This is a genomic window from Streptomyces griseus (assembly GCF_900460065.1).
Taxonomy (GTDB): domain Bacteria; phylum Actinomycetota; class Actinomycetes; order Streptomycetales; family Streptomycetaceae; genus Streptomyces; species Streptomyces griseus.
Genome location: NZ_UAVD01000003.1, coordinates 40,874 through 53,241 on the forward strand (window position 1 = coordinate 40,874; position 12,368 = coordinate 53,241).

The 12,368-nt window shown below is 73.9% G+C and carries 12 protein-coding genes; 6 read left to right on the top strand and 6 right to left on the bottom strand.

The annotated features are described in order from the left end of the window. Positions 1 to 169: 169 nt before the first annotated feature. Entirely contained in the window at positions 170 to 1,660 is a 1,491-nt protein-coding gene (locus tag DTB53_RS01370; RefSeq protein WP_003970824.1) for an LVIVD repeat-containing protein, read from the bottom strand. A 159-nt stretch (positions 1,661 to 1,819) separates the two neighbouring features. On the opposite strand from DTB53_RS01370, the gene DTB53_RS01375 reads away from it, so the two are divergent. Both DTB53_RS01375 and DTB53_RS01380 read left to right on the top strand, forming a co-directional pair. Continuing rightward, positions 1,820 to 2,506, top strand: a complete 687-nt coding sequence (locus DTB53_RS01375; RefSeq protein WP_012381992.1) for a DUF305 domain-containing protein — start codon at positions 1,820 to 1,822, stop codon at positions 2,504 to 2,506. Between the two features lie 87 nt (positions 2,507 to 2,593). Continuing rightward, positions 2,594 to 3,967, top strand: coding sequence for an FAD-dependent oxidoreductase (locus DTB53_RS01380; RefSeq protein WP_012381991.1), 1,374 nt, complete (start codon positions 2,594 to 2,596; stop codon positions 3,965 to 3,967). Positions 3,968 to 3,978: 11 nt separating this feature from the next. On the opposite strand, the gene DTB53_RS01385 is transcribed toward DTB53_RS01380, so the two are convergent. The 3 genes from DTB53_RS01385 to DTB53_RS01395 form a co-directional block, all read right to left on the bottom strand. Beyond that, entirely contained in the window at positions 3,979 to 4,716 is a 738-nt protein-coding gene (locus DTB53_RS01385) for a class I SAM-dependent methyltransferase (RefSeq protein WP_003970822.1), read from the bottom strand. A 113-nt stretch (positions 4,717 to 4,829) separates the two neighbouring features. Continuing rightward, positions 4,830 to 5,246: a hypothetical protein gene (locus DTB53_RS01390; RefSeq protein WP_042497705.1), complete on the bottom strand. Its 417-nt coding sequence runs from the start codon at positions 5,244 to 5,246 to the stop codon at positions 4,830 to 4,832. 164 nt (positions 5,247 to 5,410) lie between these two features. Then, positions 5,411 to 6,127 carry a cupin domain-containing protein gene (locus tag DTB53_RS01395; protein ID WP_042497702.1) on the bottom strand — a complete coding sequence of 239 codons (717 nt, stop codon included), beginning with the start codon at positions 6,125 to 6,127 and terminating at the stop codon, positions 5,411 to 5,413. A gap of 276 nt (positions 6,128 to 6,403) precedes the next feature. Here DTB53_RS01395 and DTB53_RS01400 point away from each other — a divergent pair, with 276 nt between their 5' ends. From DTB53_RS01400 to DTB53_RS01415, 4 genes are all read left to right on the top strand, one after another. Continuing rightward, complete coding sequence (locus DTB53_RS01400) at positions 6,404 to 7,489, top strand: WD40/YVTN/BNR-like repeat-containing protein (protein ID WP_012381988.1); 1,086 nt, start codon at positions 6,404 to 6,406, stop codon at positions 7,487 to 7,489. Between the two features lie 44 nt (positions 7,490 to 7,533). Beyond that, positions 7,534 to 8,211 carry a uracil-DNA glycosylase gene (locus DTB53_RS01405; protein WP_003970818.1) on the top strand — a complete coding sequence of 226 codons (678 nt, stop codon included), beginning with the start codon at positions 7,534 to 7,536 and terminating at the stop codon, positions 8,209 to 8,211. Beyond that, a complete protein-coding gene (locus DTB53_RS01410; RefSeq protein WP_012381987.1) occupies positions 8,208 to 9,326 on the top strand; it encodes an N-acetylglucosamine kinase in 1,119 nt (372 codons plus the stop codon). Before DTB53_RS01405 ends, DTB53_RS01410 begins: the two co-directional genes overlap by 4 nt. Before the next feature lie 164 nt (positions 9,327 to 9,490). Continuing rightward, on the top strand, positions 9,491 to 10,414 hold the full coding sequence (locus tag DTB53_RS01415; RefSeq protein ID WP_003970816.1) for a sirohydrochlorin chelatase: 924 nt from the start codon (positions 9,491 to 9,493) through the stop codon (positions 10,412 to 10,414). Between the two features lie 112 nt (positions 10,415 to 10,526). Here the strand turns inward: DTB53_RS01415 and DTB53_RS01420 are convergent, their stop codons facing one another. Both DTB53_RS01420 and DTB53_RS01425 read right to left on the bottom strand, forming a co-directional pair. Further along, entirely contained in the window at positions 10,527 to 11,582 is a 1,056-nt protein-coding gene (locus tag DTB53_RS01420; RefSeq protein ID WP_012381986.1) for a lactonase family protein, read from the bottom strand. Between the two features lie 139 nt (positions 11,583 to 11,721). After that, positions 11,722 to 12,228 (bottom strand): helix-turn-helix domain-containing protein, encoded by a 507-nt coding sequence (locus DTB53_RS01425; RefSeq protein WP_003970814.1) that lies wholly within the window; start codon positions 12,226 to 12,228, stop codon positions 11,722 to 11,724. Positions 12,229 to 12,368: the final 140 nt, after the last annotated feature.

Below are 12,368 nucleotides of genomic sequence, written 5' to 3' on the forward strand. Positions count from 1 at the left end.
GCGCCGGGGACCGGAGTTGCGGAGTCCGCCGTCGCAGGGACCAAGCATCTCCCCACCCGGCTCATCGGTCAATGAATTTCCGGTGGCACGCATCCGGGGCCGGTGTCCGCCCGGCGGGCGGACACCGGCCCCGGATGCGGGAACGGTCGGACCTCGGGCCCCTGACGGATCAGCGGGCGAAGTAGTCCGGCTGCGTCTGCGCGTTGAGCTCGTCCAGCTCGACCCGCTCGGCCGGGTCGGTGCGCCGGTCGTTCAGCTTCAGCACGTCGAAGCCCTTGGCGATGTCACTGGAGTAGATGTGGCCGTTGTAGTAGTACGCCGACCAGGGGCCGGCCGTGGTGACCCGGTCGAGCGTGACCGGGCCGCGCTCGAAGAAGGCGATCTCCTCGGGCTTGGTGGAGTCGGTGAAGTCCCAGACGGAGATCCCGCCCTGGTACCAGGCCTGGACCATCAGGTCGCGGCCCTTCACCGGGATGATCGAGCCGTTGTGGGCGACGCAGACCTCGGAGTCGGCCTGGTGCCGGTCGATCTTGAAGTAGCTGCGGAAGACCAGCTTGCGCTGATCGCCCTTGCCGACGATGTCGTAGATGCCGTCGGCGCCGCGCTCGGGCCCGATCTCCGCGTTGCAGGTGGCCGCGCCGCCGCCGCCGAGCTCGTCGGTGAAGACGACCTTGTCGGCGCCCTGGTTGAAGGTGGCCGAGTGCCAGAACGCGAAGTTCACGTTGTCCTGGACCCGGTCGATGATCTTCGGGTTCTCCGGGTCCTTGATGGAGAACAGCAGACCGTCGCCCATGCAGGCGCCGGCGGCGAGGTCCTTGGACGGCAGCACCGTGATGTCGTGGCAGCCGGTCGTCTTGGAGACACCGGGGTTCTCCGGCGCACCGGGGTTGCCGCCGTCCGGGAAGAGGACCGGGAAGTTCACGATCCGGGCCTTCTGGGGCGCCTTGACCGGCACCTTGATGATGGAGATCCCGTCGTGCGGCGGCTTGCAGTCCGGGAACGTCTCGTCGGGCGAGTACGAGGAGACGTACACGTACACGTTCTTGCCTTCCGGCACCAGCGTGTGCGTGTGGGAACCGCAGGCGGTCTCCACGGCGGCGATGTACTTCGGCTGCCGCTTGTTGCTGATGTCGAAGATCTTCATGCCCTCCCAGGAGGACTTCTCCGTGGCGGGCTGGGAGGTGCTGGAGCAGGAGTCGTCGCTGCGCGAGGAGTCCGTCGACAGGAACAGCAGGTTCCCGGAGACCGAGATGTCGTTCTGGGAACCGGGGCAGAGGACCTGTGCGACCGTCCTGGGCTTCTTCGGCTTGCTGATGTCGTAGATGACGAAGCCGTCGTAGTTGCCGACGTACGCGTACTTCCCCTGGAAGGCGAGGTCCGTGTTGAGGCCCTTGAGGGCGCCCTTCGGCACGTTCGTCAGGTGCTTGATGTTGGAGCTGTGGACGATCTCGTCCACGCCGGGTATGTCTCCACCGGTGATCGCGGCCCTGGCCTCGGCCTGCTCACTCTTGGTGACGGAACCGCGCTCGGCCGGGGCGTCGCCCGGGTCGGGGGTGGCGGCCGCCGTGGTGGCCGTCAGCAGCGTGGCGAGGAGTCCGGCTACGGCTGCCACCGCGCCCAGACGTCTGCGCCGCACGCGGGTGGTGTGCAACGAGGTCACTGCGTCCTCCCTTGTCTCCGTTCGGGTTCGAACGGTTCTTGAACCCCCGGCAGTATCGTCCCTCCCATGTACACATCAACAGATGGCAACACAGACGTAATGAAAGTTTTTGATCTTCGCACCGTGGAAGCGTGTTAGGACGGTCTGCAACAGAACCCTGTGGCACAGGAGGTCACCGTGTTGATCCATCGCCGGTCCGCAGCCCCGCGCTCAACCGCTCTCGCGGCGGCGGCGGTTGCCGCCGTGCTCACCCTGGGGGCCTGCGACGCGGGCAGCGGTGACGGAACGTCGGACAGGGCCGGGGACGCCGGTCCCGGCGTGGTCGCGCCCGGCAGACCGGGCGAGCCCGCCCGGACGCTCTCCGCCGAGGAGGCCGCCGAGGAGGCCGGGAAGGACACCGCCAACTCCGCCGACTTCCGCTACGCGAGGATGATGATCGAGCATCACGGCCAGGCGATCGTGATGACCGGGCTGGTCCCGGAACGGGCCTCCGCCGACACCGTCAAACGGCTCGCGGACCGCATATCGGCGGGCCAGAAGCCGGAGATCGGTGCGATGAAGGGGTGGCTGCAGAAGAACGGCGGCGACCGGCGCGAGGAGGGCCACGACCACGCCGCGATGCCCGGCATGGCGACCGAGGCCCAGCTCGACGCGTTGCGTGCCGCCGAGGGCAAGGCCTTCGACACACTCTTCCTGAAGCTGATGATCACCCACCACCAGGGCGCGATCACCATGGCCACGGAGGCGCTCACCGAGGGGAACGACGTCATCGTCGAGGAGATGGCGAGCGACGTGGTCGCCCAGCAGACCGTGGAGATCGACCGGATGCGCGGGCTGATGGACTGAGCCGATCGGCCGACCGCCCCGAGCACCGGCGGTGCGGATCGCCCCGGCGGTGCCATCCTGGAGTCAACCTCCGGGAAGAGGTGCGCCGTGCTCTCCGTCGCCGTCGTCGGTTCCGGCCCCAGCGGGGTCTACACCGCTCAGGCCCTGCTCCGGCAGTCGCTCGTGCCCGATGTGCGCGTGCACGTCCTGGACCGGCTGCCCACCCCGTACGGACTCGTGCGGTACGGGGTGGCCCCCGACCACGAGAAGATCAAGTCGCTGCAGAACGGGCTGCGGGCGGTGCTGGAGGACGACCGGGTCACCTTCGTGGGCAACGTCGGCGTCGGCGGGCCGGACGGGGTCTCCCCCGCCCGGCTCGCGGAGCTGTACCACGCCGTCGTCTACTGCGTCGGGGCATCGGCCGACCGGAGGCTCGCGGTGCCGGGCGAGGGGCTGCCGGGCAGCTACTCCGCCACGCGGTTCGTCTCCTGGTACAGCGCCCATCCGGACGCCGGCGCCGACCCGTTCGTCCTGGACGCCCGCTCGGCCGTCGTGATCGGCGTGGGCAACGTCGCGGTCGACGTGGCCCGGATCCTGGCCCGCGGCGCCGACGAACTGCGGGCCACCGACGTGCCCAGCGCTGCGCTCGGCGCACTGGAGGAGAGCCGGGTGCGCGACGTGCACATCGTGGGCCGCCGGGGCCCCTCCCAGGCACGGTTCACCACCAAGGAGCTCCGGGAGCTGGGGGCGCTGCCCGGGGCACGCGTCGTGGTCGACCCCGCGGAACTGGCGCTGGACCCCGCGTACGCCGCTCCGGAGGGGCTGCCCGGGGCGCCGCCCGCCGTGGTACGGCGGAACCTGGAGGTCCTGCGCGGCTGGTCGGCGGCCGGGGAGCCGGCCGCCGGCGGCGCCGGGCGCCGCATCCGGCTGCGGTTCTTCCTGCGGCCGGTGGAACTGCTGGAGCGCGACGGGCGGGTCGCCGGGGTGCGGTTCGCCCGGACGGCTCCGGACGCCGGGGGCGGAGTGCGGGACACCGGGGCGTACGAGGACATCGCGGCGCGGCTCGTCCTGCGGGCGGTCGGCTATCGGGGGGTGGAGCTGCCGGGGCTGCCCTTCGACGCGGTGCGCGGCACGGTGCCGCACGCGGCGGGCCGAGTGCTGCGGGACGGGGTGCCGGTGCCGGGCGCGTACGTGGCGGGGTGGATCAAGCGGGGGCCGACCGGAGTGATCGGTTCGAACCGCTCCTGCGCCAAGGAGACGGTGGCCTCCCTCCTGGCGGACGCGGCCGAGCTGAGAGGCCGTGCGGCGGCGGACGATCCGCTGGCGGTGCTGCGGAAGTGGGGGCTGCGGCCGGTGGAGTGGTCCGGCTGGCTGTCGATCGAGCGTGCGGAGGCGGAGCTGGGCCGTTCGCTGGGGCGCGGCCCGGTGAAGATCCCCGACTGGCCGGGGTTGCTGGGCGCGGCCCGGGACGGGGAGCGCTGAGCGGCGTTCCGCTACGCCGGGCCCTCCCGGGTCGCCACCACCAGCCGGGCACGGGGGCTGCCGTCGGGACGCACGCCCAGCTCGGTCAGCGGGAGCAGCCGCGCGGCGAATCCGGCCCGCGTCAGGTCCTTGAGCACGTCGCCGAGCGGGAACGTGCGGTAGTACATGACGAACCGCGGGCGCCACAGGGCGTTGCGTACCCGCATCGCCGCGTCGAAGCCGAACAGCGACCAGTAGGCGCGCGATCCCACCGGGGGCGGTGCGCCGATCGGGAAGACGAACCGCCCGCCCGGCCGGAGCGATCCGTGCACCTCGGCGAAGAGACCGAAGCGTTCGGCGGGCAGGAAGTGGCCGAAGGCGCCGAAGCTCAGGGCGAGATCGAAGGCGGGCGCGAAGGGCAGGGAGCGGGCGTCGGCCCGCACCCAGTGCACCGCCGGCCCCTCTCCGCCGGGCGGGAAGGCGGCCCGGGCCTCGGCGAGCATGCCCGCGCTGAAGTCGACGCCGACGGCGCGCTCCCGGCACAGCCGCCGGAGCACGCCCACCCCCGCGCCGGTGCCGCAGCAGACGTCGAGTCCGCTGTCGAAGGGGCCGAGTTCGCGCACCGCGCGGGTGACGGCGTCGAGCACGCGGTCGGGGGTGCGGTAGGGCGTCCGGTCGAACTTCGGGGCGAGGAGGTCGTATCCGCGCTCGGTCGAGGAGAGCGCCTGAACGGCCAGTTCGCGCACGGTGGGGCCCTGTTTGGTGAACATCACGGGCCACCCTACCGACGCGGCGCACCCGTGCGGCCGGCCGGGCGCCCCGCCGGGGGGCGTACGAGTGGGGGCGCGGGGGAAGGCCGGGCGAGGAGGAGGCGTCAACGCCCTCAGGGAAGACGCCGCTTGAGGGTGATGGGGGTGTCGGCGGCGTACGCCTGGGTCCAGCTGCGGCCGGCGCCCGACTTCCAGGTGACGTGGACCGTGGATCCGTCGGCCCGGGCGCTCTCCACGGTCATCGACCGGTCGCCGTCGCGCGTGTCACCGCGGCGCAGCTCGCCCGCGACCACCGTGACGGGACGCTCCCCGGGCGTGTTCTCGGCCTCCTCGGCAGCCCGGAGGAGTGCGGCGGCCAGCTCTCGGGCCGCCCCGGGGGCGCAGGACCAGACGAGCTCGCCGGCCGGGGGCGAGAACCGCAGGGAGACCCGGCCGGGCTCCCCGCCGGGGGCCGCGACCGCGCCGGGCCCGCCCGCGCCGACCGTGACCCGCACCGGGTGACCGTCGGCGTCCGTGATCCCGCTGCCCATCGTCGTCCCCTCGGGGTTGTCCGTCCCCGGCCGTGTCCCGGCCGTCGTCCGGCCGCTGTCCGGCCCCCGCCAGCATGTCAGCACCCGGCCGAGGGACGCCCGAGCGGGGCCGGGGCGTGCCGTGTGGCAGCCGGGGCCGCCCTGTCGGAGGCCGCCCGGGGCCCTCAGGTGCGGTAGACGTCCAGCCGGCCGCACATGCCGAACCTGCCGTGCGCGGAGGGCCGTTCGGCGTGGACGCGGGCGTCGGCGAGGTGGCCGGCCTCCCCCCGGTCCAGCGCGTCGAGCTGGCCGGCGGTGGCGGCGGCGGCCGTGGCGGCTCCCCGCTCCCAGCGGCCGCGCCACTCGGGCGTCCGGGGACGGACGAGCGCGGCGGCGGCACGGTGGAACGCGGCCAGCGGCTCCGGGTCCCCGTTCTCCACGGCCTCGCGCAGGACGAGGAAGCCCTCCACGGCGAGGTCGCGCCGGGCCCGCGCCGCCCGTTCCTGCACGGCCTCCTCGGCGTCCACGGGCAGCGTCGCCCCCGCGCGGTAGGCCTCGGGGTCCGCGAGACAGCGGGGCGGCAGGGTGAGCACGGCGTCGCCGGCCTCGGGCAGCCCGCTGTTCTGCATGAGCACGATGACGCGCAGCCCGTCCTCGTTGACCAGGCGGTGCACGGCTCCCGGGGTGAACCACACGAGCGCGCCCGGGGTCAGCGGGGTCTCCTGGAATCCGGCGGCCGTGAGGGTCTGCACGGAGCCGCTGCCGCCGACCACGACGTACCCCTCCGAGCAGGTCAGGTGCAGGTGGGGGGTGCCCCCGCGCAGCCCGTCGGCGGCGGGCCAGTTGTAGACGCTCAGATGCGAGACGGCGACGGCGCCGGGCAGTCCTTCGAAGGTCACCACGGGGGCTCCTGGGTGTCGGCGGCACGGGGCGCACGGCGGTCCGCGGCCGTGCGCGGACACCGCCGCACCGGCCGTCAGCAAGCGCTTTCTCGGGTGGCTGAACGCTAGGACCGTCACAGCGCGCGGGTCAAGGGCGCGCCATGCGCCGGACGGCCACCCGGGCGGCGGCCACGCCGGCACGACCGGGGCGCGGGGGCGTGTGCGCGGGCCACTGCCGACGGCCGGGTGCAGACTGGCATAAATCCGGCACGACGGCGTAGCGGAAGGTCCAGGACCATGACCGATGTCTTGCTCACCGCAGGCACCCGCAAGGGTCTCTTCATCGGCCGCAGGCGCGACGGGAGCTGGGAGATCACCGGCCCGCACTTCAACGCGCAGGCGATCTACTCGGTCGCCGTGGACACCCGGGGGGACACCACCAGAATCCTGGTCGGCGGGGACAGCGCGCACTGGGGGCCGTCCGTCTTCCACTCGGACGATCTGGGCGGGACCTGGGTCGAGCCGCGGCAGCCCGCGGTGAAGTTCCCCCAGTCCACCGGGGCTTCGCTGGAGCGCGTCTGGCAGTTGCATCCGGCGGGCCCCGAGGCGCCGGACGTGGTCTACGCGGGCACCGAGCCGGCCGCGCTGTTCCGTTCCGAGGACCGTGGCGAGTCGTTCGAGCTGGTCCGTCCGCTCTGGGAGCACCCGACCCGCTCCCGGTGGGAGCCGGGCGGCGGCGGCGAGGGGCTGCACACGGTCCTGACCGACCCCCGGGACGCCCTGGCCGTGACCGTGGCGGTCTCGACGGCCGGCGTGTTCCGGACCAAGGACGGCGGCGCAAGCTGGGCCCCGTCGAACAAGGGCGTCTCCGCGGTCTTCCTCCCGGACCCGGAACCGGAGTTCGGCCAGTGCGTCCACAAGGTCACCCGCGACGCGGCCGACCCGGACCGCCTCTATCTGCAGAACCACTGGGGCGTGTTCCGCAGCGACGACTCCGGCGACCACTGGAGCGACATCGGCGCGGGCCTGCCCTCCGACTTCGGGTTCGCCGCAGCCGCGCATCCGCACCGCGGTGGCACGGCATACGTCTTCCCGATCAACGCCGACGCCGACCGGGTCCCGGCGGAGCACCGCTGCCGGGTGTTCCGCACGAGCGACGCGGGGCGCACCTGGGAGCCGCTCACGCAGGGCCTGCCGGACGGGGCGCACTACGGCACGGTGCTGCGCGACGCGCTGTGCACCGACGACGCGGATCCCGCCGGGGTGTACTTCGGCAACCGCAACGGCGAGTTGTACGCCAGCGCGGACGACGGGGACAGCTGGCGGCAGATCGCTTCGCATCTGCCGGACGTCCTGTGCGTACGCGCGGTGGCGTTCGGCTGACGGCAGTTGATCGGAGTGGTCGTATCAGCAGTAGAGTGCGGGCCGTGGCAGCACGACCGTTGAAAGAGATCATCGAGCCGGGGTGGGCGGACGCCCTCGAACCCGTCGCCGAACGCATCGCCTCCATGGGCGACTTCCTCCGCGCGGAGATCGCCGCGGGACGTACGTACCTCCCCTCGGGGGCTCATGTACTGCGGGCGTTCCAGCAGCCGTTCGAGGAGGTGAGAGTGCTGGTGGTCGGCCAGGATCCGTATCCCACCCCGGGGCACGCGATCGGGCTGAGCTTCGCGGTGGCGCCCGACGTCCAGCCGCTGCCGGGCAGTCTGGAGAACATCTTCCGCGAGCTGAACGCGGATCTGGGGCTGCCCAGGCCGTCCAACGGCGATCTCACACCCTGGACGCGGCAGGGGGTGCTGCTGCTCAACAGGGCGCTGACCACCGCGCCGCGGCGGCCCGCAGCCCACCGGGGCAAGGGCTGGGAAGAGGTGACCGAGCAGGCCATCAAGGCGCTGGTCGCCCGGGGCACGCCGCTGGTGTCGGTCCTGTGGGGGCGCGACGCCCGCAATCTGCGCCCGCAGTTGGGCGACTTCCCCGCGATCGAGTCCTCGCACCCCTCCCCCATGTCCGCCGACCGGGGCTTCTTCGGCTCGCGGCCGTTCAGCCGCGTCAACGAGCTGCTGGAACGCCAGGGGGCGCGGCCGGTGGACTGGCGGCTTCCGTGACCCGTCCCCCGGGGACGCCCGACGCGGCCGGACCCGCGGTGTACGTCCTGGGGGTGGATTCCGGCGGCTCCGGTCTGCGGGTGGCACTCGGCCGGGCGGGGCTGCCCGGTCCCGACGCGACGACGCTCTGCGCGGAGCCGGTGCGGACCGGGCCCGGCGGCATCGACGCCGGGCATCTGCTGGACCAGTTGCTGCCCGCCGCCCGGGAGTTGCTGGACCGGGCGGCCGGCCCCCCGGCGGGTGGCCCCCCGGCCGGTGGCCCCCCGGCGGGTGAGGTCGCGGCGCTGGCGATCGGGGCCGCCGGCATGGCCACGCTCGGCGATCGGTTGCGGTCGGAGCTGCCCGGGGTGCTCGCGGACGCGCTGGGGGTGCGCCGGCTGGCCCTGGCCGCCGACGCGGTGACGGCCTACGCGGGCGCGGTGGGACAGCGCCCGGGTGCGGTCGTCGCGGGCGGCACGGGCATGATCGCCCTCGGCACGGACCTGATGGAGTGGCACAGGGCCGACGGGTGGGGTCATCTTCTGGGTGACAGCGGCGGTGGCGCGTGGATCGGCCGTGCCGGGCTGGACGCGGCGATGCGGGCCCACGACGGGCGGCGGGGCGGATCCCCCGCCCTGCTGGACCGGGTGCGGGCCGTTTTCGGACCGGCCGAGGCGCTGCCCGGGCTGCTCTACCCACGCTCCGACCGGCCGGCCGTGCTGGCCTCGTTCGCCCCGGAGGTGGCGGCGTGCGCCGGAGCGGATCCGGTGGCCGCCGGCATTCTGCGGCAGGCCGCCGGCCATATCGCCGAGGCGGCGGCAGCGGTGTGCCCGACGTCGGCCGGTCCGGGGTTCGAGGATGGCGAGGTCGGTGAAGTGGCTCTGACGGGTGGCCTGTTCAAGATGGGCGAGCCCCTGATCGCACCGCTGCGCGAGGAGCTGGCACGGCTGTTGCCGGGGGCCCGGGTGATCCCGGCCGCGGGCGATCCGTTGACCGGCGCACTCCGGATCGCGCAGGCCCTGGCCGCCGGGGATCTGCGCCTGCCGCTCCACCCGACGATGCTGTTCGTGCCCCAGGAGTCCGGGAGCGGGCCGCGCGACGCGAGCTCGGTGCGCGACGAGCCCCGTGCGGGGTGACGGCCGGCGGGGCGAAGGGGGCCGGGAGGAGGCCGGCGGACCAACGAGCCGACAGACAGGGACACTCCGGTGGTACATCACTCATCGGACATAAGCGGATAGTTAACGCTCGACCGGACCCTCCCCGAACGGAGGGGCAGGCAAAACCAGTAGCATGCGGCGCCATGAGCACCCCCACTGGGCCCGCTTCCGGCCTGCCTGTACGAATGCCGCGACCTCGCCAGTCCGGACGGCACCGCCGCCCGGAGCCCGTGGTCGCACCCGAGGGCGCTGCCGCGCTCGTTCTCGCCGTTCCCGGCACCCCTTCTTCGGCCACGCGCAGCCTGGCCGAGGAAGTGATCAGCATCGCCCGTTCCGAGCTGCCCGGCCTCAACGCCCGGATCGGCTACCTCGACGGTGACGACGCCGAGTACCCGACCCTTGCCACCGCTCTCGCCCACTCCGCCGCCGAGCGCGTCGCGCGCTTCGAGCAGGCTGTCGCCGCCGGCCGTGAGGTCGCCGAGCCCGCGGGGCCGCCCGCCGTCGTGGTCCCGCTGCTCGCGGGGCCGGACAGCGCGCTGATCCGGCGGATACGACAGGCCGTGATGGACAGCGGTACGCAGGCCGAGCTGACCGATGTGCTCGGCCCGCACCCGCTGCTCGCCGAGGCCCTGCACGTACGGCTGTCGGAGGCCGGGCTGGCGCGCGCCGACCGCGCCAGGCTGTTCACCGTGGCGACCGCCGCGGACGGCATCGTGCTCGTCACGGTGGGCGGCGACGAGGCCGTGCGGGCCGCCGGGATCACCGGCATGCTGCTGGCCGCCCGGCTCGCCGTGCCGGTGATGGCCGCCGCGCTGGACGTGGAGGGCTCGGTCGCCTCGATCGCGGAGCAGCTCCAGGGCTCCGGCTCCGCGCAGCTGGCGCTGGCGCCGTACCTGGTGGGCCCGGAGATCGACCCCGGCCTGCTGGACGCCGCCGCGAAGGAGGCGGGCTGCGCGACGGCCGAGCCGCTGGGCGCCTACCCGGCGATCGGCAAGCTCGTCCTGTCCCTGTACGCCACGACGCTGGGCATCACGCCGGCGACGCCGCAGGGAGCCCAGGCTCACTGACCGGAGGCCGTCGCCGCCGGGCGGCGGCCCGGGAAGCCGGACAGCGCGGCGGGCCCGGACCGGGAGGAGATCCTCCGGTCCGGGCCCGCCGCGCTGTCCGGGGCCGCCGCCGTCAGACGAGCACGACGCAGGAGGCCGCGGGGACCTCGACCGAGCCGGCGTGCCGCGGTACGCCGGTCTCGGCGTCCACGGCGAACCAGCTGACGTTCCCGGAGCGCTCGTTGGCCGCGTAGAGCCACTGGCCGCTCGGGTCGAGGGTGAGATCGCGCGGCCAGTGGCCGCCACAGCCGACGGTGGCCACCAGGGCGGCCTGCTCGCCGCTCTCGTCGAGAGTGAGCACGGAGATGCTGTCGTGGCCCCGGTTGGCGGTCCACACGAAGCGCCCGTCGTGCGCGACGACGACCTCGGACGGATAGGTGCGGGCCGCGTCGTCGGCCGCCTCGTGCTCGGGCAGCACCGGTGTCTCGCCGAGCACGTCGAGGCGGCCCGTGACCGCGTCCCAGCGGCACACGGTGAGCGTCGGCTCCAGCTCGCCCAGGACGTAGGCGAGCGTGCCCGAGGGGTGGAAGGCCAGATGGCGCGGACCCGTGCCGGGGCGCAGGGCGGTCTCGCCGTGCAGGCGCAGGGCGCCGGTGGCGGGATCCAGGGCGCAGACGCGTACCGAGTCGGTGCCGAGGTCCACGCTGACCACCCAGTTCCCCGAGGGGTCGGCGAGCACCTGATGGGCGTGGGGGGTCTCCTGGCGGCCGGTGTCCGGGCCGCTGCCCCGGTGCTGGAGCACCGAGGCCGCCGCTCCGAGCGAGCCGTCGGCGAGGACCGGCAGGGCGGTGACGCCGCCGGAGGTGTAGTTGGCCGTGACCAGGTGGTTCGCGGCGAGCGCGAGGTGGGTGGGCGCGTCGCCGTCGACGGCGCGGACGGGTCCCAGCAGAGCGGGCACCTCGCCGTCGAGGGCGAAGGCGGCGGCGACGCCCGGGGCGCTCTCGCCGACCGCGTACAGGGCCGTGCCGCCCGGGGCGACGGCGAGGAACGAGGGGTCGGGCACGGCGTCCGTGGACCCCAGCACCGTCAGCGCGCCGGTGTCCCGGTCCACGGCGGCCGCGGTGATTCCGTGCCCGCCCGCCGAGGTGAACGACCCTATGAATGCCCGCCCGGCGCTGTTGCCGATCATCGCGCTACCCCTCTTCACCGTCGCCGCGATCTTCACGGCCGACGGTAGCAGGCGGCCCGCTGCGGTCCAGACCAATACCCGAACGCGCCTGACCCGCCCTCGTCGGCCGCGGGTCCGCCGGGAGAGGCGCGCCCTCCGCCTACTGCGCGGCGGGCGGCTCGTCCGCGGGCCGGGCGGCATGGTCCCGGGAGAGTTCTTCGAGCCGCTCGATGCCGTGGTTGAACTCGACCATCAGCGTGAGGAACTCCTGGGTGCGCGCGTCGCTCCACCCGGCCGCCTCGATCAGCCGCGCGGCCCCGGCCCGGCTGATGGCCCGGTCGGCCTCCAGCCGCTCCAGACCCAGCGGGGTGGGGCGGAAGGTCCGGGCGCCCGCCCGCGTGGCGGCGTCGATCCGCTCGACGAGGCCGTGCCGGAGCATGGTGCCCACCTGCCGGTGGATGGTGGACACGTCCGCCTGGAAGGTGTGCGCCAGCTCCTTCAGCGTCAGCGGCTCGCCCGTCTCCATCCGGGTGAGGAGCACATAGGCCGAGCGGTCGAGGCTCTGGCCGATGCGGGGGCCGCGCGAGGCGATGAAATGCCTGGAGAGCAGGGTCAGCTCCCGTTCGAGGTCATGGAGGCGGGCGTCCTGCTCGCTCGGCGGTGTCATACGTGCCGTGTCCCTTCCACTGGTTCGGCGTACCAGTATCCCCGTGGCGCCCGGACGCGAGTCCTCGCCCGCCGCCTCGCGGAGCCTTGATGTGTATGTAACATGCAAAAGCGTAGTCTTTCCCGAGCGCGGCCCCGCCG